The sequence below is a fragment of the Pedobacter cryophilus genome (assembly GCF_005116455.1).
GTDB classification, from domain to species: domain Bacteria; phylum Bacteroidota; class Bacteroidia; order Sphingobacteriales; family Sphingobacteriaceae; genus Pseudopedobacter; species Pseudopedobacter cryophilum.
The window spans coordinates 1,076,776-1,095,927 of sequence record NZ_SWBP01000001.1; the positions used below are offsets into that span (position 1 = coordinate 1,076,776).

21 protein-coding genes and 1 tRNA gene are annotated in these 19,152 nt (G+C 35.2%); 14 read left to right on the plus strand and 8 right to left on the minus strand.

All coding sequences use genetic code 11. The features are described 5' to 3' along the window. Nucleotides 1-182: 182 nt before the first annotated feature. The 8 genes from hflX (at nucleotide 183) to FA046_RS04580 (ending at nucleotide 7,065) form a co-directional block, all read left to right on the plus strand. On the plus strand, nucleotides 183-1,385 hold the full coding sequence (hflX, locus tag FA046_RS04545; RefSeq protein WP_136825159.1) for a GTPase HflX: 1,203 nt from the start codon (nucleotides 183-185) through the stop codon (nucleotides 1,383-1,385). 108 nt (nucleotides 1,386-1,493) lie between these two features. Further along, nucleotides 1,494-1,856: a 30S ribosome-binding factor RbfA gene (rbfA, locus tag FA046_RS04550; protein WP_205943598.1), complete on the plus strand. Its 363-nt coding sequence runs from the start codon at nucleotides 1,494-1,496 to the stop codon at nucleotides 1,854-1,856. 6 nt (nucleotides 1,857-1,862) lie between these two features. After that, nucleotides 1,863-2,498 carry a PAQR family membrane homeostasis protein TrhA gene (trhA, locus tag FA046_RS04555; RefSeq protein WP_136825160.1) on the plus strand — a complete coding sequence of 212 codons (636 nt, stop codon included), beginning with the start codon at nucleotides 1,863-1,865 and terminating at the stop codon, nucleotides 2,496-2,498. Continuing rightward, nucleotides 2,498-3,190: a peptidoglycan DD-metalloendopeptidase family protein gene (locus FA046_RS04560; RefSeq protein ID WP_136825161.1), complete on the plus strand. Its 693-nt coding sequence runs from the start codon at nucleotides 2,498-2,500 to the stop codon at nucleotides 3,188-3,190. Before trhA ends, FA046_RS04560 begins: the two co-directional genes overlap by 1 nt. Before the next feature lie 34 nt (nucleotides 3,191-3,224). Next, complete coding sequence (locus tag FA046_RS04565; RefSeq protein ID WP_136825162.1) at nucleotides 3,225-3,890, plus strand: energy transducer TonB family protein; 666 nt, start codon at nucleotides 3,225-3,227, stop codon at nucleotides 3,888-3,890. Nucleotides 3,891-3,905: 15 nt separating this feature from the next. After that, nucleotides 3,906-4,295: a hypothetical protein gene (locus FA046_RS04570; RefSeq protein WP_136825163.1), complete on the plus strand. Its 390-nt coding sequence runs from the start codon at nucleotides 3,906-3,908 to the stop codon at nucleotides 4,293-4,295. A gap of 843 nt (nucleotides 4,296-5,138) precedes the next feature. Beyond that, a complete protein-coding gene (locus FA046_RS04575; RefSeq protein WP_136825164.1) occupies nucleotides 5,139-5,726 on the plus strand; it encodes an acetate uptake transporter in 588 nt (195 codons plus the stop codon). A gap of 154 nt (nucleotides 5,727-5,880) precedes the next feature. Then, nucleotides 5,881-7,065, plus strand: coding sequence for an MFS transporter (locus tag FA046_RS04580; protein ID WP_136825165.1), 1,185 nt, complete (start codon nucleotides 5,881-5,883; stop codon nucleotides 7,063-7,065). Nucleotides 7,066-7,129: 64 nt separating this feature from the next. Here FA046_RS04580 and FA046_RS04585 read toward each other — a convergent pair whose 3' ends face one another. Continuing rightward, complete coding sequence (locus FA046_RS04585) at nucleotides 7,130-7,765, minus strand: porin family protein (RefSeq protein ID WP_136825166.1); 636 nt, start codon at nucleotides 7,763-7,765, stop codon at nucleotides 7,130-7,132. A gap of 218 nt (nucleotides 7,766-7,983) precedes the next feature. Between FA046_RS04585 and FA046_RS04590 the strand changes: the two genes are divergently transcribed. The 6 genes from FA046_RS04590 (at nucleotide 7,984) to FA046_RS04615 (ending at nucleotide 13,156) form a co-directional block, all read left to right on the plus strand. Then, nucleotides 7,984-8,187: a hypothetical protein gene (locus FA046_RS04590; protein WP_136825167.1), complete on the plus strand. Its 204-nt coding sequence runs from the start codon at nucleotides 7,984-7,986 to the stop codon at nucleotides 8,185-8,187. A 9-nt stretch (nucleotides 8,188-8,196) separates the two neighbouring features. Then, nucleotides 8,197-9,915, plus strand: a complete 1,719-nt coding sequence (locus tag FA046_RS04595; protein ID WP_136825168.1) for a glycoside hydrolase family 3 protein — start codon at nucleotides 8,197-8,199, stop codon at nucleotides 9,913-9,915. Between the two features lie 254 nt (nucleotides 9,916-10,169). Further along, nucleotides 10,170-10,940: a UDP-2,3-diacylglucosamine diphosphatase gene (locus FA046_RS04600; RefSeq protein ID WP_136825169.1), complete on the plus strand. Its 771-nt coding sequence runs from the start codon at nucleotides 10,170-10,172 to the stop codon at nucleotides 10,938-10,940. After that, nucleotides 10,924-11,778 (plus strand): hypothetical protein, encoded by an 855-nt coding sequence (locus tag FA046_RS04605; protein ID WP_225870877.1) that lies wholly within the window; start codon nucleotides 10,924-10,926, stop codon nucleotides 11,776-11,778. Before FA046_RS04600 ends, FA046_RS04605 begins: the two co-directional genes overlap by 17 nt. 159 nt (nucleotides 11,779-11,937) lie before the next feature. Further along, a complete protein-coding gene (gene prfA, locus FA046_RS04610) occupies nucleotides 11,938-13,011 on the plus strand; it encodes a peptide chain release factor 1 (protein WP_136825170.1) in 1,074 nt (357 codons plus the stop codon). 71 nt (nucleotides 13,012-13,082) lie between these two features. Continuing rightward, a tRNA-Asp gene (locus FA046_RS04615) sits at nucleotides 13,083-13,156 on the plus strand. A 337-nt stretch (nucleotides 13,157-13,493) separates the two neighbouring features. Here the strand turns inward: FA046_RS04615 and FA046_RS04620 are convergent. The 7 genes from FA046_RS04620 to FA046_RS04650 all read right to left on the minus strand — a co-directional run bounded on the left by FA046_RS04620 (nucleotide 13,494) and on the right by FA046_RS04650 (nucleotide 19,106). Continuing rightward, nucleotides 13,494-13,973, minus strand: a complete 480-nt coding sequence (locus FA046_RS04620) for a cupin domain-containing protein (RefSeq protein ID WP_136825171.1) — start codon at nucleotides 13,971-13,973, stop codon at nucleotides 13,494-13,496. Next, a complete protein-coding gene (locus FA046_RS04625; RefSeq protein ID WP_136825172.1) occupies nucleotides 13,966-15,042 on the minus strand; it encodes an alpha/beta hydrolase in 1,077 nt (358 codons plus the stop codon). Before FA046_RS04625 ends, FA046_RS04620 begins: the two co-directional genes overlap by 8 nt. A gap of 6 nt (nucleotides 15,043-15,048) precedes the next feature. Further along, a complete protein-coding gene (locus FA046_RS04630; RefSeq protein WP_205943599.1) occupies nucleotides 15,049-15,798 on the minus strand; it encodes a carboxymuconolactone decarboxylase family protein in 750 nt (249 codons plus the stop codon). 17 nt (nucleotides 15,799-15,815) lie between these two features. After that, on the minus strand, nucleotides 15,816-16,448 hold the full coding sequence (locus FA046_RS04635) for a flavodoxin (RefSeq protein WP_205943600.1): 633 nt from the start codon (nucleotides 16,446-16,448) through the stop codon (nucleotides 15,816-15,818). 83 nt (nucleotides 16,449-16,531) lie between these two features. Then, nucleotides 16,532-17,506: an alpha/beta hydrolase gene (locus FA046_RS04640; RefSeq protein ID WP_225870878.1), complete on the minus strand. Its 975-nt coding sequence runs from the start codon at nucleotides 17,504-17,506 to the stop codon at nucleotides 16,532-16,534. A gap of 127 nt (nucleotides 17,507-17,633) precedes the next feature. Further along, a complete protein-coding gene (locus FA046_RS04645; RefSeq protein WP_136825174.1) occupies nucleotides 17,634-18,089 on the minus strand; it encodes a nuclear transport factor 2 family protein in 456 nt (151 codons plus the stop codon). 33 nt (nucleotides 18,090-18,122) lie between these two features. Then, nucleotides 18,123-19,106: an aldo/keto reductase gene (locus tag FA046_RS04650; protein WP_136825175.1), complete on the minus strand. Its 984-nt coding sequence runs from the start codon at nucleotides 19,104-19,106 to the stop codon at nucleotides 18,123-18,125. Nucleotides 19,107-19,152 lie beyond the last annotated feature (46 nt).

Genomic DNA, 19,152 nt, shown 5'->3' on the forward strand with positions numbered 1-19,152 from the left:
GCCTTGGTATTAAGGCCAAAAGCAGTATAAACATATAAGCTAGGCTGCCCCAATTGAAGGGCAAAACGGCACCTTTTCAAAAATAATTTCTATAAGTCTGTCACAAAATACTGTCAATTTAAATAGGCTTCTTATCCTAAATGATTGGTATATCGTATCTTTGCAAACAGGAGAGAATTTAGATGCCGAAAAAGAAATTTTACGATACCGAGTTAAAGCCAGAAAGAGCTGTTTTAGTGGGTTTAATTACCGCTAACCAAACCGAGGAGCAAGAAAAGGAATACTTAGATGAATTGGCTTTTTTGGTAGATACTGCGGGTGGAATTACCGAAAAAACTTTTACTCAAAAAATGCAAAAGCCAGAAAGAGCCACCTTTGTTGGTACTGGAAAGCTGGAAGAAATTAGAGATTATGTAAAAGCCGAGGAAATAGATTTAGTGGTTTTTGATGATGAGCTTTCGCCGATGCAATTACGTAACATTGAGAAAGAATTAGAGGTTAAAGTGCTAGACAGAAGCAATTTAATTTTAGATATTTTTGCCAGAAGAGCACAATCTGCACAAGCTAAAACTCAGGTTGAATTAGCCCAATTACAATATTTATTACCTCGTTTAACTCGTTTATGGACTCACTTAGAGCGTCAAAAAGGAGGAATTGGTATGCGTGGACCCGGTGAAACGCAAATTGAGAGTGATAGAAGAATGATTAAAGACAAAATAATTATTCTGAAAGAAAAGCTCAAACTAATTGATAAGCAAAACGAAACACAGCGTAAAAACAGAAAAGACTTAGTACGTGTTGCTTTGGTAGGTTATACCAACGTGGGTAAATCTACCATTATGAATATGCTGTCTAAATCTGAAGTTTTTGCAGAAAATAAGCTGTTTGCAACTTTAGATACTACAGTAAGAAAAGTAGTTTTTGACAATGTGCCCTTTTTACTATCAGATACGGTTGGGTTTATTAGAAAGCTGCCTCACCACTTGGTAGAATGCTTTAAATCTACTTTGGATGAAGTGCGTGAAGCCGATATTTTAATTCATGTAGTAGATATTTCTCATCCTAATTTTGAAGATCATATTCATACCGTAAACGAGACTTTAAAAGATTTAGGCGCTATTGATAAAGAGATGATCACTGTTTTTAATAAAATAGATAATTATCATCCCGTAGAAATAGAACAAGATTGGGAAGTTGACCATGAGGAAATTCCTCAAATGACTTTAGCTGATTTTAAACGTAGTTGGATGGCGAAACACAATAGTCCGGCGGTATTTATATCGGCAACAGAAAAAGAAAATATAGATGAATTTAGAGATGCTATTTATGAGCGAGTGAAAGCCGTAAATCAAAAAATTTATCCTTTTAACAATTTTTTATACTAGTGAATAGTAGCAAGATGTAAGTAACAAGTAGCAAGACCTAAACATTGTTTAAATTATCTTGATACTTGATACTTGATACTTGATACTGAAATCTTAATACTTATAAACATGGAATCAAAGAGACAACAAAAATTTGCCCGAGTAATACAAAAAGATTTAGGAGAACTGTTTCAAAGAGAAGGTAATAATTTGTTGCCAAACACGATGATTACAGTAACCAAAGTGCGTACCACTCCTGATTTGGGAATTGTAAGGGTATTTTTGAGTTTTTTTAACTCGCCAAATAATGAAGTGGCAATAAATACCATTAAAGCGCATACTGCTGAAATAAGATATAACCTAGGCAAAAGGATAAAAGACCAAGTAAGAGGTGTGCCACAATTGGAGTTTTTTGTAGATGACACCAACGAATATGTGGATAGAATGGATAAAATTTTTACCCGCATACATAAAGACGATGAGCCAGAATAATAATGTATGAAGAAATACATTAGAGAACCCATCAATTTTTTGACACATGGCATACCGGCTCTGTTGGCTATTCCGGCTACTTTCATTTTAATTAATGAAGCAAATGGTGCTATTCAGGTGGCTTCGGCCATTACTTTTGGTTTAGCCATGATTACCCTTTTCGCTATTAGTGCCATTTATCATGGATTTCCTAAAACCGAATATGGAATTAGATTTTGGCAAAAATTTGATCATTGCTGCATTTATTTAATGATTGCCGGTTCTTATACGCCTACCACATTAATTGTATTTGAAGGTTGGCTAAAATGGACCATGTTTGGGCTGGTTTGGACCATTGCTTTAATTGGTTGTTTACTCAAGATTTTCGATAGGTTAAAAAATACCGCCATTTCTTTAACACTGTACATTGGAATGGGTTGTATTGTGTTGCCCCTAATTCACATTATGCTAGAAAAATTACCTATTGCTGCTTTGTATTGGCTGCTTTTAGGTGGCGCTTTTTATTTAGTCGGCACCATTTTTTATAAGAAAGACCGGGCCATGTTTAAGTATTTTCATACCCATGAGCTTTGGCATATTTTTGTGGTTTTAGGTGCGGCTTCTCATTATGTGTACAATTATAAATACCTAATAATTGCTTAATGGCCGCAGAGAACATTAATAAGCTATTACAAAAACATCAGCAAGAATTTGCAGTAGTTGTAGATTTTAATCCTTCCACAGGAAAAATTATTCGCTTAAATTTTACAGCTTCAAATACCGCATTAACAGCAGAAATTGTAAACGATACCCAGCTTTTTTCTGAATATATAGAAAGCCTGTTGGCAAAAAATTCTGCGAAATATGGCGTTGGTGGATATATGGAGGAACGTACGGTTTATGCCAGAAGCGAACATTTTAACACCGAAGAAGGCGAACCTCGGAGGTTACATTTAGGTGTTGATATTTGGGGAACTGCAAACACCAAAGTTTATGCTTTTATGGATGCTAAAGTGCATAGTTTTGCCTTTAATGATAATTTTGGAGATTACGGCGCCACTATAATTTTAGAACATTGTTTAGACGAAAACACTTTTTATAGCTTATATGGGCATCTTTCTTTAAAGAGTTTGGAAGGATTAAACTCTGGAAAAATTATTAAAAAAGGAACAGCTTTTTGTGAGTTTGGGATAGCGAAAGAGAACGGACAGTGGCCGCCACATTTACACTTTCAGCTGATGAATGATATGGAAGGCAAAGAAGGCGATTATCCGGGTGTAGCAAAAATCTCTGAAAAAGAGCTTTGGATGCAAAAAATACCCGATGCCAATTTAGTGTTGAACTGGAAATATTAAAACACCTTTTTAAGCACTTCATCGTTATAAGACTATGATTATCATTTATATAAAAATTTGGATTATTGCTTTTGCTAATCTCCTGCAAACAGACGACCCTACTTATAAAGGCGGCACAACAGCGTTAAATAATTTCATCTCGTCTAATTTAATTTACCCAAGTTTTTCTAAAAACAATTGCATTCAGGGAACTATTTATGTGGCTTTCCAGGTAGATAAAAACGGGGTAGTTTTTAATAGCAAAGTGCAAAAAGGTTTAGGTGTAGATTTAGATGATGAAGCTTTAAGATTGGTAAGAATCACAAGTAATAAATGGATTATTCCTACCAACCATAACATAAATACCCGCTTGGTAATTCCCGTAAATTTTTCTTTAAAAAACTACAATTGTAATGAGCGCTCATCTGATCAAATTAATAAAGCTATTGCTTTATATCAAAGTCGCTTAGCTTTAGAGAAAGCGGTGATTAATTACTATAAAAACAAAGCCGAAGGAAAAGCAAATGAACAGAATGAGGCAGAGATTATTGTTTTAAAAAGTGAATTAGGTTTTGATGATAAATTTATTAGTCAGAAATTAAAAGAAGCCAAACAAAAAATAAAACAAGGTGATAAAGAAGGCGCTTGCGAGAGTTTATATTTTGTAAAATACATAGGCTCTACCGCCGCTGATTTATTAATTGCAGAAAATTGTAAATAACTTATCTTCGCCGTTATGAAATGGGCTCTACGTTTTTTTGCTTTGTTAGATTTGGGCTGCTTTGCTTTTATGTATGATCAGGCATCTACTCAGTTTCAAACTTTTTTAGTAAACGAACCTTTAACCAGCATTGAATTTTTCTCTCGTACCTTATTTCTTTTATTATGGTTAAGTTTACTAGTGAGTGCTGTTTTTTTAAGCATTCCTAAAAAAACAGGTCTTATTATTTACTACGTTCAGTTGCTTCCCCGCTTGGTATTTTTTGCCTTTTCTTTAGGCTTTATTTCCTTATTAACTTATGTTTTATCTTGGTCTTGGCTGCAAAGTGTTTTAATGCCGATGATTATTTTTGCCGAAATGTTGAGGGTGTATTTTAGCGTGAGGATACAAAAAGAGATGGATTAAATACATTCTTAATTTTATCTATAGCCCAAAAACCGAGCTATAAAGACTAAGAACAAAATAGAATATATATATATTGGCTAAAGCCCAAACTCGTTCTATCAATTGCCGAGGGTTTAAACCCCCGGCAATTAATGGGAGAAAAACATTGGCTTTAGCCAAATGTATAGCATAATGTCATTTTGGGCCAAAGACAAATTAAAGCTCATATAAATGCAATTTGAAGCTCAATTAGAATATTATTTAAGGTTTAGTCCTAAGCTATTAAAAGTATAACTAGGAACAGAATATCTATATTTTGGCTAAAGCCCAAACTCATTCTATCAATTGCCGGCGGTTTAAACCCCCGGCTAGTAAAAAAAAGCAAAACGGCTTTAGCCAAATTTATCGTACAATGTATCTTTTGAGCAAAAAACAAATTAAAGCTCACATAAATGAAATTCAATTAGAATATTATTTAAGGTTTAGTCCTAAGCTATTAAAAGTATAACTAGGAACAGAATAACAATATTTTGGCTAAAGCCCAAACTCATTCTATCAATAGCCGGGGGTTTAAACCCCCGGCTAGTAAAGGAAAGCAAAACGGCTTTAGCCAAAATATAACGTCAATACGGGGAGAAATTAAATACCACAAACCCATTTTAAATTAAACAGGATTGAAATGGCAGCCCGTAATGTGTGGTGGATAGTGGCATGGGAAAATGAGGACTATAATGTAAAGCCTGACTAGCGGAACTAATAAATTACAGCATTTTATTTTCCAAAAAAATTAATTTCTTTTCTGAAATCTTTTATCTCTGTGATATAAATAGTATTATTGGTACTCAAACCTAAATTTATTTTTTCATGACAGTACAAGAATACTCTTTGCAAGACAAAAGTGCAAACCCTGCCCCGTTAGGACTACTCGGTTTTGGAATGACCACCGTGTTATTAAACATTCACAATGCTGGTTTTTTTGAAATGAATTCCATGATTTTTGGAATGGGAATTTTCTACGGTGGACTTGCTCAAATTATTGCCGGAATTATGGAATCTAAAAAGAATAACACTTTTGGTTTCACGGCATTTATCTCTTATGGTTTCTTTTGGTTAACCTTGGTTGGTTTATTGGTGATGCCAAAATTAGGTTGGATAGATAAAGCTTCAGAAATTTCTATGGCTTATTATTTAGGCATGTGGGGTATTTTTACTTTGTTTTTATTTTTTGGAACGTTTAAAATAAGCAGAGCTTTACAAGTTGTTTTTGGAACGCTAGTAATTTTATTTTTCCTTTTAGCCTACGGCGATGCTACCGGCAATGCAGGAATTAAAATTATTGCAGGTTATGAAGGCATTTTTTGTGGCGCTAGTGCAATTTATACGGGAATGGCTTCTTTATTAAACGAAGTTTATGGCAGAGAAGTAATGCCAGTTGGCGCTATAAAATCTTAAAACATAATTTTATATTTAAAGCTCATTTGCCTTGCTAAAAGGTGAATGAGCTTTTTGTTTTTATAGCATTTTCCAATGGTAAATATTTTGCGACAGCTTGGTCTTTTCTTGCCTTTTTACCACTTTCTTATTTTGCTTTTGATATTTTTGCGCCATGTTGAAGGCAAAAACCAGTATTTATAGTTTACAATTTATATTGGTTTGTTTAAGCTCGTTCCTATTCTCGTCTAGCTTTAATATGTTAATTCCAGAATTACCGGCTTACTTAAGCGGCTTAGGTGGTGGAGAGTACAAAGGATTAATTATTGCATTATTTACTTTAACAGCCGGAATATCCAGGCCTTTTAGCGGAAAATTAACTGATAAAATTGGCCGAGTGCCGGTAATGGCTGTTGGCTCTATTGTATGTCTTATTTGTGGGTTTCTATATCCAGTTTTAACCACCGTATCGGGATTTCTATTTCTAAGACTACTGCATGGTTTTTCTACCGGGTTTAAACCTACCGCAACGGCGGCTTATGTGGCAGATATTGTTCCATCTGACCGTTGGGGCGAAGCAATGGGCATACATGGTTTATTTTTTAGTACCGGAATGGCCATTGGTCCAGCCATTGGCAGTGCAATTACGCAGTATTATTCTATCAACGTTTTATTTTATTGCTCTTCCTTATTTGCTTTTCTTTCTATCGCTATTATTATAAATGTGAAGGAAACTTTAAAGGCGAAACAAAAATTTAAGGTTCAATTATTAAAAATAAGTCGGCATGAATTGATTAATAAACAAGCTTTACCTGTTTTTTGGATCACGCTTTTTAGCTACGTGAGTTATGGAGCTTTGATTACGCTTATTCCAGATTGGACAACTCACATTGGCTTAAAAAATAAAGGAATCTTTTTTATGGTGTTTACCATTGCTTCTTTGGTGATGCGGTTTTTAGCCGGAAAAGCCTCTGATAATTATGGAAGAAAACCGGTATTGAAAATTTCTTTAATTGTTTTATGTATTGCCTTAGTTTGGATTGGTGCGGCACAAACCATTACTGGTTTTATTATTGGGGCTGTTCTTTATGGCGTAGCAACAGGAATGCTTTCTCCAGCTATTTCTGCATGGACAGTAGATTTAAGCGATGCGGATAAAAGAGGCTTATCTGTAGCTACCATGTATATTGCTTTAGAAGCCGGGATTGGCTTAGGTGCTTTTTTTGCCGGTTGGTTTTTTCAAGATACTATTCAAAGAATTCCTTACATATTTTACGGTGCAGCAATAGCCAATGGTTTAGCGGTTATTTATTTATTCCTTCATAAAAACAAACCCAAACCAATGCTTTTTAGCGCATAAAAAAACCTCTACCAGTAATTATGCTGATAGAGGTTAATCTAATTTTGTAAGAAATAGTTGATGCTTAGAACTTTAATCCTAAGCCAACTTGCCAAACTTGGTTTTTAAATTCGGGAGTTGATGTAGTACCATTCTCGTTATTTTTTTGGAAATCTAAAGCATAACGTCCGTTTAAACTCACTTTAGGAGTGATATCAAACCCAGCGCCTAAAACACCTCCCAAAATGCTTTTCTTAAATTGATCTGCATCATCTTCAATAGTTGTTTGTTCTGCCGTTCCAAAAGTACCTTCGTATTTATTGGTAGTTTTGGCTAAGAAAGACACTTGCGGACCAACATAAAGATTAAAGCCTTTTGCAGCTTCAATTCTAGCTAAAATTGGCACTTCTATCCAATTAGTGGTTTGTGTTAAAGTACCATTACTTAACACTCCGCTTCTATCAGATTTGTATCCTTTTTGAGAAAACATCAGCTCTGGCTGAAAAGACAAACGATCTACGATTGGAATGCTTATAAAAATACCAGCATTAAATCCGGTAACGTAATCGGTCTTAAAATCAGAATCGTCTGTTTTAATAATGTTGCTAAAACTAGCACCACCTTTAATACCAAAACTTGGCGTGTTTTTAACATCGTTACTTTGGGCGTTTGCTCTTCCTGCAACCAGTAGGATAAAAGCAGCCATAAATATTCTTTTCATTTGTTTCTTATTTATTTAGAAGGATAAAAGAAAGAACTGTGCCAAACTTCAAGAAATTTAAAATTTCAAACTGCTAAATTTTGTCATTTAACTGATAATGAAAACATTTTATTACGCTAAAAAGGCGATTACCATCTATTTTTGATGTTTCTTTGCAAGTATAAACGTTAAAGCAAATCTGTAGTTTTAAAGCTACAGTAAAGCAAAACTGCTCATTTATGGATTTCAATTACATCATATTCCCTTTAATTTATAGCCTCATAAATGTGTTTTTTATTTTTATTATCCATTCTTTTATCAAAAAACGAATAGACGATAAAGTGATGGCTTGGTCTTACAGCATATCTATTAGTTTAGGAATCACCTTTATACTTACCATCTTATTTTTAATGTTTTTTGCTAAAGATCTGTTTAAATATTAAGTTAAATTCATGAAGAAATTCCTATTTATTATTGCCTTTTTATCAACCATTTGCGTGGTAACTACCCAAGCCCAAACGGTTACTCCTTATATAGAAACGATACAAAATCCTAACCGATGGGTAGATTCTGTTTATAAACACATGACCCGAAACGCCAAAATTGCACAACTGTTTATGGTGAGGGCACATTCTAACTTGGGTAAAAAATACGCCGATTCTGTTGGAAATGTAATTCGTAAAGAACATTTAGGCGGGGTGGTTTTCTTTCAAGGCGGCCCTATTAGACAAGCGATTATATCTAATCAATATCAATCTTTTTCTAAAATACCATTAATGGTGGCCATGGATGCCGAGTGGGGTTTAGGGATGCGTTTAGATAGCACCATTTCTTATCCCTATCAAATGACATTAGGCGCCATTCAAGATAATTCTTTGCTCTATAAAATGGGCGTAGAAGTGGCTAAAGATTTTAAAAGATTAGGCATGCAAATTAATTTTGCTCCCGTAATGGATGTGAATAATAACCCCAAAAATCCGGTTATAAACTTCCGTTCTTTTGGCGAAAACAAATATAATGTAGCTCAAAAAGGCATTTCCTATATGAAAGGGATGCAAGATGCAGGGATATTCACCACCGCAAAACATTTTCCCGGCCATGGCGATACCGATGTAGATTCTCATTATGATTTACCTCAATTAAACTTTAGCCCAGCAAGGTTAGATTCTTTAGAAATGTATCCTTTTAAAGAAGCTTTTAAAGAAGGTTTAAGCGGAATTATGGTGGCCCACATGAATATACCTGCTTTAGATAATACGCCAAATATTCCATCTACTCTCTCTAAACCTATTGTGACTGATATTCTTAAAAAGGATTTAGGCTTTAAAGGCTTGGTGTTTTCAGATGCCATGGGAATGAAAGGTGTGGTGAAATTTTTTCCTAAAGGCGAAGCCGATGTAATGGGCATTATTGCGGGGAATGATGTGTTAGAACTTTCTGAAAATAGCGGCAGAGCTATTAAATTGATTAGAAAAGCAATTCATCAAAAACGTATCAAATGGACTGATATTAACCAACGAGTAAAAAGAATTTTAGAAGCCAAATATTGGATGGGCTTGCATCAAATTATACCTGTAGATACTACCAATCTTATTCAAGATTTAAACCAACCAGTTGCCCAACAACTTAAGCAAGAATTAACAGATGCGGCAGTTACCGTTTTAAAAGGCACCGAACTTTTCCCTTTACGTAATGATTTTGTGCGTAAAACCGCCATATTAAGTATAGGTCCAAAAAGCGTGACCAATTTTAGCAGCGCCATCAAAAAAGCACATCCAGAAGCCACTATTTTTATTGTTTCAAAAGATATTAGCTCAAATGATTTAAACGCTGTACAAACCGAATTACAAAAGTATGATCAGGTGGTGATGGCTATTCATGACACCCGCTTGCGCCCCGCTGGCACCTTAGATTACAACAATGCTTTAAAGCTTTTTATCTCTCAAACGGCTAAATTAAACACCATATCTGTAGTATTTGCCAACCCCTACACAGTTGCCGGCTTATCCGGAATAGAACAAAGTAAAAGCTTAATTATGGGCTATCAAAACTCTCCAGAAATGGAAAATTCAGCCTCAAAAGTAGTTTTAGGGACCTTAAAAGCTAATGGAAAATTACCAGTAACCATCAATGGCTTTTTCAAATATGGCGATGGTGTGCAAATGAAATAGATTTTAGAAAAGCAAATACTGTAGCATTAAAGGTCCGATAGTCCCGCTTTCCATTACAAATCCTCGCCCATTTTGAAAAAAAATGGGCTGTGGGTTTTTCATTTCAATCGGGTTTATTTAACTTGGGTTTGGGCTAAATCATTCCCGCAAATACAAAAATTGGCACAGTAATTTATTGAATTGTTTACCAACTTAATTTAAGCAATAATGGTTCTCAAATAATTTGATAATTTTAACCTTCATAATTTAACGTATTGAGAAGAACAAAATCATATTTCGCTTCTGATTTTCATTTAGGTGCGCCATCATACCAAAGTAGTAGAGATAGAGAGCTTAAAATTGTGGCTTGGTTAGATTTTATTAAAGCCGATGCTGCAGAGGTTTTCTTGATGGGTGATGTTTTTGATTTTTGGTTTGAATATGCTACCGTAATTCCAAAAGGATTTATACGCTTACAAGGTAAATTGGCCGAATTAAGTGATGCCGGAATTAAAATTTACTTTTTTAAAGGAAACCATGATATGTGGGTTTTTGATTATTTTAAGAAAGAATTAGGCGCCATTATAGTGAGCGATGAGTTAATTTTAGAGCGTGATGGAAAAAGAATATTTATGCATCATGGGGATGGTTTAGGAAGTGGCGATACAGGCTATAAGCTATTAAAGAATTTTTTTAGAAGTAATTTTTGCCAATGGTTATTTGCCAGATTGCACCCAAATTTTGGAATTGGAATTGCCAATTATTGGAGCAGTAAAAGCAGGTTGGCTAACAGTAAAAAAGAAGGTAACCAACAAGTTGAGTATGAGAAAAACTGGATTAATGCATTTTATTTAGAATTTACAAAAAAATACGGTACTGTTGATTATCTAATTTTAGGGCATAGGCACTTTCCAATTACAGTAAATTTAGAAGGGAATGCAGTTTATATTAATTTAGGCGAATGGGTAAATTTTGCCACTTATGCAGTTTTTGATAGCCAAAGCGTTAAGCTCTTAAACTTTGATACCAATGAAAAAATTGGTTAAGCATCGTCCTTATCAAAGCGTTTTAAACTTATGGGTAAAAGCATTTTGTATTGGCTTGGTTTATTTGTTTTTCTTTTCTCAAAAAATTAGCGCTCAAGAGTATCAATTGATTGCTAAAATAGATACGGTTGCTAAAATTGCGACGGTAGATAATTTTGGAAATTTATTTGTGGTTACACCGCAAAATGAAGTTTTAAAATTTAATGCAAAAGGAAAATTTTTGTGGAATTATACCAACAAAACTTTCGGAGAAATTAGCCAGTTAGACGTTACCGATCCTTTGCGAGTAATTTTATATTATGCTAATTTTCAGCAAATTATTGTGCTTAACAATAATTTAAGTGAGATTAGTAAATACTCGTTCAATCAAAATCCCGATCAGCAAATTACTTTAACCGCATCAGCCAATAATAACGGCTTTTGGGTGTATGATCAAATTAACAGGGAGTTGAAAAAATTGAGCAATTCTTTTATTGATGATTTAAAAAGCGGTAATATTTACCAAAGAAATGGGTTTGACATGAAAGCCACTTTTATGTTAAGTGATGAACAATATGTTTATATCAATGATGAGCAATTTGGAATACGAATTTTTGATAGTTACGGTAATTTTATAAAAACCGCTGTAATTAATGTAAAAAAGGAATTTGAGGTAAATGGAGCCGAAATTTATTTTTTTGATGATCAAAAATTGATGAGTTACAATTATTTAACTTTTCAAATGAAAGAAGTCCCGCTTCCGGTGAAAAGTGGTTTCACTAATGCTTTGTTACGTTTTAACCGTCTGGTGGTTTTAAACGAAAAAGGTTTAACTTTGTGGGCTGTAAAAAATAATTGAGTTTATAGTACAGGTTGAGGTAAAATAAACCCGATAGCAGTGAAAACCCCACAGCCTTGTTTTTCACAAGGCGAGGAGTTGTAACGAATAGCGGGACTGTTGTAGCCAAAAGTACAGAACCTGCCAGCTTTTTTTGCTGGCTCATTTTCAAAAATTAATATGTTAGATAAATTAGAAGCGATAAAGCAACGTAGAGATGATGTAGAATTGGAGCTCACCAACCCTGAGGTTTTGCAGGATATGAAGCGTTATGCCCAATTAAACAAAGAATATAAAGATTTAGGCTTAATTGTTACCGAGTATTTGCATTATAAAAATGTGGTAAGCAATATAGAAAGCAATAAAGATATTTTGGCTAACGAGAAGGATCAGGAGTTGCGTGAGATGGCAAAAGAGGAAGTAGATCTTTTGTTGCCTGAGAAAGAAGAATTGGAAGCAAAAATTAGATTAATGCTGATTCCGAAAGAGGAAGGTGACGAGAAGGATGCCATTATGGAGATTAGAGGTGGTACGGGAGGAGATGAGGCTGCAATTTTTGCTGGTGATTTATACAGAATGTACGTTCGTTATTGCGAGGGTAGAGGTTGGAAAACTGAAACTATTGATGTTACGGAAGGAACCAATGGCGGATACAAGGAAGTAATTTTTAAAGTGATAGGTGAGGATGTTTACGGAGTTTTAAAATACGAATCGGGCGTACACCGAGTGCAACGTGTGCCAGATACAGAAACGCAGGGAAGAGTTCATACTTCGGCGGCATCTGTGGCGGTTTTGCCTGAGGCTGAAGAAGTGGATGTTTGGATTAACCCTGCTGATGTGGATTTACAAACTTCGAGATCTGGTGGTGCTGGTGGGCAGAATGTAAATAAGGTAGAAACTAAGGTGCAATTAACCCACAGACCGTCTGGAATTGTGGTGGTTTGCCAAATTGAACGTTCACAATTGGGAAATAGAGAGCGAGCAATGGAGATGTTAAGAAGTAAATTGTATGATAGGGAGTTGGCAAAACATAATGAAGCTATTGCCAGCAAAAGAAAAACAATGGTATCTACCGGTGATAGATCTGCAAAGATTAGAACTTATAATTATCCACAAGGGCGTGTGACTGAGCACCGTATAGGTTTAACCACTTATAATTTGCCAGCTGTAATGAATGGCGATATCACAGAAATTTTAGAAGCATTACAGTTTGCAGAAAACGCAGAAAAATTAAAAGAAGGCTCAAACGCATAATATTTCAAAATATATTTTGTTGTTAAAAGCTTTTGTCTATATTTGCACTCCCGACGCAAGGAAGGGAAAACGGAGTGGTAGTTCAGTTGGTTAGAATGCCTGCCTGTCACGCAGGAGGTCGCGGGTTCGAGTCCCGTCCATTCCGCAAAAACCTCTCAGATTAAGTTCTGAAAGGTTTTTTGTTTTATAAGGATTTTTCCAAAAGTCTAAAAAAACGGGGATCAAGCGTAAAGAATCCTATTTAAAATTTGAGGGTGATGATTTGATAGACAAATCACATGAATATATTAAAAGACAGATAGCTCCCTGTAATAGAAAGTTAAAAAACTAATTTCCTATATTAACAGTAACTTGTCCAATACAATCCGGTAAGACAACATTAGGCATCTTTACTATTACTATTGATGTGGTTTTCAAAAGCGTTCAGTTTTTTTGGCCCAACTAGATAAATTGAGGTCTCCAAAAAATGCAATTATTTTTTTCTATTGATTTTGCTGGTATTCCTTCTCACTAACTGGTGATAACCAAACCACAACACCTTTATTTGTATTTGTACCAATTGCAATGTGCGTCATTGTGTCTTTTGCTGTTGCACCATGCCAATGAGGGATGTTAGGTGGGCATTTCACAACATCGCCTTTTTGGATGACTTGAATTGCTTTTCCTTTTTCTTGATATAAACCTTTTCCTTGGGTAACCAGTAAAATCTGCCCACCTTGATGGTAATGCCACTTAGTCCTAGCTCTTGGTTCAAAAGTTACCAAACCAATATTACTGTTGTAAACAGTATCACTTGGCAATAACATATTCAGCCAGACAGTTCCAGTAAAATTGCTATTGCTCACTTTGCTTCCTTTTGGAAAAATTGGTTCTGATGATTTGGCAAGACTATTTCTTCTGGAACTACAAGAGGTAATGATAACTACCGCAAATATTGCAATTGATATATTGAATTTACTCATCTATTGTTAATGTTTTATTAAAGAATGAGGTAAGTTTTTTCACCGCGTGATTTACATACTCGGGTTTCCAATAAGTTTGAATATGCGTAGCTCCATCAAGTAGATAAAGCTCCTTGCTTTTTGCATTTACAGCTTTGTTAAATGCTTCATCTGTCATATATTTCGAATCGGCTTTACTTCCTGCAATCATCAAAAGAGGCTGATTAATTAGTTCGATTTGAGAAGTAGCATCCCAAGTCATTAAATCAAGAAGACTGCTCATGGTGTATAAAAAAGTTGAGTTAGGGTGTTTGTGAGTTCGGTAGTAATATTCATATCCTTCTCGATATAAATCTGTTTGGGTTTTAGCAATTTCCTCATCTGTTACACTCGCTACTCCAGCATAAACTATTTTGCCATTTATTGATTCTTGATTTCGGGCATCTGAAGCTTTTTTTAAGCGTTCTTGAATGCTGTTTAACTGTGAATGCTGAAAGCCATTACGTCTTACTTGGCCTGAATTAAACATGCTTAGGGTTGCAATACTTTTAAATCGTTTATCAGATTGAGCTGCTTTTAAAGTATAACCGCCTCCACCACAAATACCCAGAACACCTATATTATTTGAATCAACCCCTGCGTATTTTATGATAAAGTCTGCCATTCCGTGGATGTCTTCAGTTCTAGATGCTGGCTTATCGGTATGCCGTGGTTCGCCTCCGCTAGCACCTTGATAAGCAGCGTCGGCAACAATGGTGATAAACCCGGCTTCTGCTAATCGCTGCGCATAAAGTCCAGATGTTTGTTCTTTTACACCACCATTAGGGTGTGCTATCACTATTGCTGGATATTTCTTTGATGAATCATATTTGGCTGGAGTGTAAACATTGGCGGCTATTTGGATAGTATTGATTTTGTAACTCACTAAATGGATATTTACTTTCCCATTTAAATTTTCTTTAATTGCTCCATCATACACCAATCCATATAAATTTTGATTGGTTGATTTATTTAATGTTTGTGCAGTTGTAATATCTATCATAGCTATGATTGAAGCTGATGCTGCTAATAAAAGTTTAATCTTTCTCATCTATCTTTATTTCTTAACTTCTCTTTCTTTGATAATACCTAGTATAACGTTCTCTGCTACTAAAGCTTCCTTGGGTGCTATGGTAGATTTAAGTATAGCTCCAAACTCTTTTAATTGCCCTTCTGTAAAACCTAAGTTTAACGAAATAACTAAATGGCTCCTAAGCATTGGCTCGGCATTACCAATTGATGCGATTACTGAAATGGTAACTAACTCTCGCTGGGCATAGGTCAATAAATCTCTTTCAAAAATATCAGCAAACAGGTGTTCTTTTAAGAAAGTGTCAATAACAGGCGCAAATGCAGCATAACCATTGAGTTGGTTTGGTTGTGGAGTTTTGGTGAGTTCTTCCAAAATCATTTTCCCATGCTCGTATTTAGTTTCAATATCTTTTATTGGTGATGCTTCTCTACCAATACTATCAGTAATACCTAATTTTTTTCGTTCATTTAAAACTTCCATAAAGGTTTGTAATCCTCTTATACTTCTTGGAAAACCACAGTAAGCATATAAATGCACTAATATTTCTTTGATTTCATTAACAGTTAAGCCCGCTTCAAGGCCCTTAATTAATGCAATTTTTAGTTCTCTTAATTTTCCCTGTGCCGTAAAAGACGAAATAGAAATAATGCTTTTTTCTGATAAACTCAACTGTTTATTGGGAGCTGCTATCTGCTGTGAATATGCATGGTTGCTAAAAAGTATAACACTAATCATTATTGTTATAGCGCTTAATAATTTTATTTGCTTTATCATTTTACTTTAAGATTATTTCAATCGTTTGTTCCGTTATGGTATCCAATTTTATTCAGCCATTCTTTCACTTTCCGCTCTGCTTCAACCCTCTTTTCGCCTTCCATTACAAATAAAATTCCGTCACGTTCAATACCTCCTTTTATAGTAAACCCTTCTAACACCTTGCTTTCAGGGCTTAGTTCTTTTACTTTATCAAAGCTGTTTCCTATGCCATAACCTGCATTGGTGTTAAACGGTATGATTGTTTTTCCTTTTAAGTTATATTGACTTAAAAAACTTTTCATTGGTGGGGGTAATTGCATTCCCCATGTTGGAAAACCAACAAATACAATATCATACTGCTCAATACTATCAATCTTTGTTTTTAATGGGGGTAAAAAACCTAGCTCATTTTCTTTTGAAACCTGCGCCACAGTTTCCTGATAGTTTTTGGGATAAGGATTTTGAATTTCTAATGCTATCAACTTACCGCCAACATTCTGATGGATGATTTCGGCTACTGCTTTTGTGTTTTTTGTTCTTGATAAATAAACGATTAATACTTTTTTATCTTTTGAGTGTTTACTATCCAATAAAGTGGTCTCTTGAGCTTGTGAGCAGGAGATAAACAGCATTGATACAACATAAAGACATAGCCTAGTTATTTTCATGGTTTTTGTTCTTTTTAACCCTACAAATTTTTAAATAAAATATATGGTAACAGGTAGATAGACTACTGCTTTTACTACCAATGTTACCTGTCTAGCCCTTTTTCTTTTAACCATTTTGATAGCACATCAGCTACTTCTTTGCTGTTCAAGTCAGACATCGGGAAATGAGTATTTCCTTTTATACCTATTTCTGGTAAATGAACAACTGTTGCATCGCCGCCATGGGCATTAACTACTTTAACCCATTGCCTAGCAGTTGCCAAAACATTACGCCAAAAATTTAAAGAGGCTGCGGTACTTTCCTCCATAGGGATAAAATCTCCAAAGTAAATTACAATAGGTATTTTGGTTAATTTTTTAAAGTCTTCAAGAGGTATACCTCTTCCTCCTCGATTGCCAGATGGCACTTCTCCTTCGGGGAAAGCAAATCCACCTGGTTCATAAGCTACAATAGCTTTTACATGCTCATTTTTTATGGCAGTTTTCCATCCTGGGGCACCTCCTGCAGAATGCGTAAATAAAATACCATCGCCAGACTGATCAAAAACAGCAGACATAGCGTTAACTATTGTTGCTTCATCTACACTACCTGTATTTGGTGTCATCATCCTGAAAAACTTGCTCAGCGTTAAACTGTCTTTCGGAAACTGTACTCCATCATAAAAATTAGGATATTGACCAATACGAAACTGCGTAAACCAAGTCTGATCATCAGGTGTTGCAGTAATTTGCCCGGGTTTGGTGGTTTGGCCTGCTGCGCCTCTGCCAGGTTGGTCTACTAAATAAATGCCATATCCATTTCGTAAAAACAGATTAGAAAATCCTTCTCTACCATCGGCGGTTGTTTGCCAGCTTCTACGAGATTGTCCGTAACCATGCAGAAATACCATTGCGTTTTTCTTTGCTTTTACAGGGATTTGGTAAAACACATCAGCATGGTCGCCATGCCTAGTCTGCCCGCCCTGCGGCACATTCCAAGGTTTAAGCGGGTCAAAAGAGCCTTCACTTTTAACCATTATTCCTCCTGCTGAAAACGCACCTTGCTCTGCTATCTTCAAGGGTTTTTGTTTAATAACTTTTTGAGCATAAAGTGATGTGCTAATTAATAAAAGTGCACACACTGTAGTCAAGTAGAGCTTTATTCTGGTTTTCATATTTCTTTCTAATAATTGTATTAAAACTTAATTAGGTTGATAATTTGGTAAAGGATAAAGAAGCGAGCTTCCAACTCCCATTTTCGTTTACATAAACTTCAGTTACCATAAAAGGGTTGGTGACATCATTTCCTCCTACAACAGCTAAGAGTGTTATTCTATTCAATAGGATGGCTGTATTGCCTATAATCTGTACAGATGCCTCATGAACATCGGCTTTTTTATACCAAATGCCCCCGCTTTTAATTACACTAAGCTCTCGCGATTTACCCCATGAGCCTCCCATGTGTACAAAAACTGATTTTTCATGAAAGAAACTGGTTAATGAATCTACATTCTTATCGGCCATCCAAAGCCATTTTTGTTTTGATAGGTCGAGCAATTGTTGTTCTTGTTTTGTGATAACTTTAGAAGCCGCAGCATTTCCCTGCGCAAAAGACAGTTGTACACTAATCATTAAAAAAAATGTGAATAATAGATTTTTCATGTTTTTATTTAAAATTTGAATAACGTACATTTACTATTTACCAACTCGTTTTTGCAAATGTTCAGGATATCTTGCTCCTAATATCTCGATTTCTTGTAATGAGGCTTCAATATGAACAAGCTCCATTTCACTCAAATGAATTAATGTACTATCTACATTTTCTTCTAAACGATGCAACTTGGTAGTGCCAGGAATTGGAATAATCCAAGGCTTTTGTGCCAATAGCCAAGCTAGTGCTATTTGTGCAGGAGTACAGTTATTGTTTTTTGCAATTTCTTGTATTAAGGTTACCAGTTTTTGATTTACTTTTCTGTTTTCTTCCGAAAAACGAGGAACAACATTCCTGAAATCTGTAAGGTCAAAAGTGGTGTTTTCATTAATTTTACCTGTTAAAAAACCTTTACCTAACGGACTAAAAGGAACAAAGCCAATACCTAATTCTTCTAATACAGGAAATATTTCTTTTTCTGGTTCTCGCCACCATATTGAGTATTCACTTTGTAATGCAGCTACGGGTTGCACTTTATGCGCCTTTCTAATGCTATCAACACCTGCCTCACTTAGTCCAAAATATTTTACCTTTCCTTCTTTAATTAAATCTTTTACTGTTCCCGCTACTTCTTCAATAGGCACATTAGGGTCAACCCGGTGCTGATAAAATAAATCAATAACATCAGTTTTCAATTGTAATAAAGAAGCCTCTGCAACTGTTCTGATTCTTTTAGGGTGACTATCTAAACCTTTGGAAGCGTCTCCATCTTGAAAGCCAAATTTTGTTGCAATAACAACTTTGTCTCTAAAAGTTTTGACCGCTTTACCCAATAATGCCTCATTTGCACCTTGGCTATAAGCTTCTGCGGTATCAAAAAATGTAATCCCTAAATCATAAGCTTTTTGAATTAATGATATTCCTTCTTTTTCATCAATCGCCGGACCATAACCAAAGGTTAACCCCATACAACCTAATCCTAGAGCCGAGATTTCTAGTCCGCTGTTTCCTAATGCTCTTTTTTCCATCTATACAAATATCAACCCTTTAAGTGATGATATAGGGATATGGATT

What these genes read in the sequence shown, in the direction of transcription:
- FA046_RS04575 (WP_136825164.1), top strand. Translation starts at nt 5,139, where the DNA reads ATGACAGTACAAGAATACTCTTTGCAAGACAAAAGTGCAAACCCTGCC.
- FA046_RS04570 (WP_136825163.1), top strand. Translation starts at nt 3,906, where the DNA reads ATGAAATGGGCTCTACGTTTTTTTGCTTTGTTAGATTTGGGCTGCTTT.
- FA046_RS04585 (WP_136825166.1), bottom strand. Translation starts at nt 7,765, where the DNA reads ATGAAAAGAATATTTATGGCTGCTTTTATCCTACTGGTTGCAGGAAGA.
- FA046_RS04580 (WP_136825165.1), top strand. Translation starts at nt 5,881, where the DNA reads ATGTTGAAGGCAAAAACCAGTATTTATAGTTTACAATTTATATTGGTT.
- FA046_RS04635 (WP_205943600.1), bottom strand. Translation starts at nt 16,448, where the DNA reads ATGAAAATAACTAGGCTATGTCTTTATGTTGTATCAATGCTGTTTATC.
- FA046_RS04605 (WP_225870877.1), top strand. Translation starts at nt 10,924, where the DNA reads ATGAAAAAATTGGTTAAGCATCGTCCTTATCAAAGCGTTTTAAACTTA.
- hflX (WP_136825159.1), top strand. Translation starts at nt 183, where the DNA reads ATGCCGAAAAAGAAATTTTACGATACCGAGTTAAAGCCAGAAAGAGCT.
- FA046_RS04595 (WP_136825168.1), top strand. Translation starts at nt 8,197, where the DNA reads ATGAAGAAATTCCTATTTATTATTGCCTTTTTATCAACCATTTGCGTG.
- FA046_RS04590 (WP_136825167.1), top strand. Translation starts at nt 7,984, where the DNA reads ATGGATTTCAATTACATCATATTCCCTTTAATTTATAGCCTCATAAAT.
- FA046_RS04625 (WP_136825172.1), bottom strand. Translation starts at nt 15,042, where the DNA reads ATGAGAAAGATTAAACTTTTATTAGCAGCATCAGCTTCAATCATAGCT.
- FA046_RS04650 (WP_136825175.1), bottom strand. Translation starts at nt 19,106, where the DNA reads ATGGAAAAAAGAGCATTAGGAAACAGCGGACTAGAAATCTCGGCTCTA.
- FA046_RS04645 (WP_136825174.1), bottom strand. Translation starts at nt 18,089, where the DNA reads ATGAAAAATCTATTATTCACATTTTTTTTAATGATTAGTGTACAACTG.
- prfA (WP_136825170.1), top strand. Translation starts at nt 11,938, where the DNA reads ATGTTAGATAAATTAGAAGCGATAAAGCAACGTAGAGATGATGTAGAA.
- trhA (WP_136825160.1), top strand. Translation starts at nt 1,863, where the DNA reads ATGAAGAAATACATTAGAGAACCCATCAATTTTTTGACACATGGCATA.
- rbfA (WP_205943598.1), top strand. Translation starts at nt 1,494, where the DNA reads ATGGAATCAAAGAGACAACAAAAATTTGCCCGAGTAATACAAAAAGAT.
- FA046_RS04630 (WP_205943599.1), bottom strand. Translation starts at nt 15,798, where the DNA reads ATGATAAAGCAAATAAAATTATTAAGCGCTATAACAATAATGATTAGT.
- FA046_RS04560 (WP_136825161.1), top strand. Translation starts at nt 2,498, where the DNA reads ATGGCCGCAGAGAACATTAATAAGCTATTACAAAAACATCAGCAAGAA.
- FA046_RS04620 (WP_136825171.1), bottom strand. Translation starts at nt 13,973, where the DNA reads ATGAGTAAATTCAATATATCAATTGCAATATTTGCGGTAGTTATCATT.
- FA046_RS04565 (WP_136825162.1), top strand. Translation starts at nt 3,225, where the DNA reads ATGATTATCATTTATATAAAAATTTGGATTATTGCTTTTGCTAATCTC.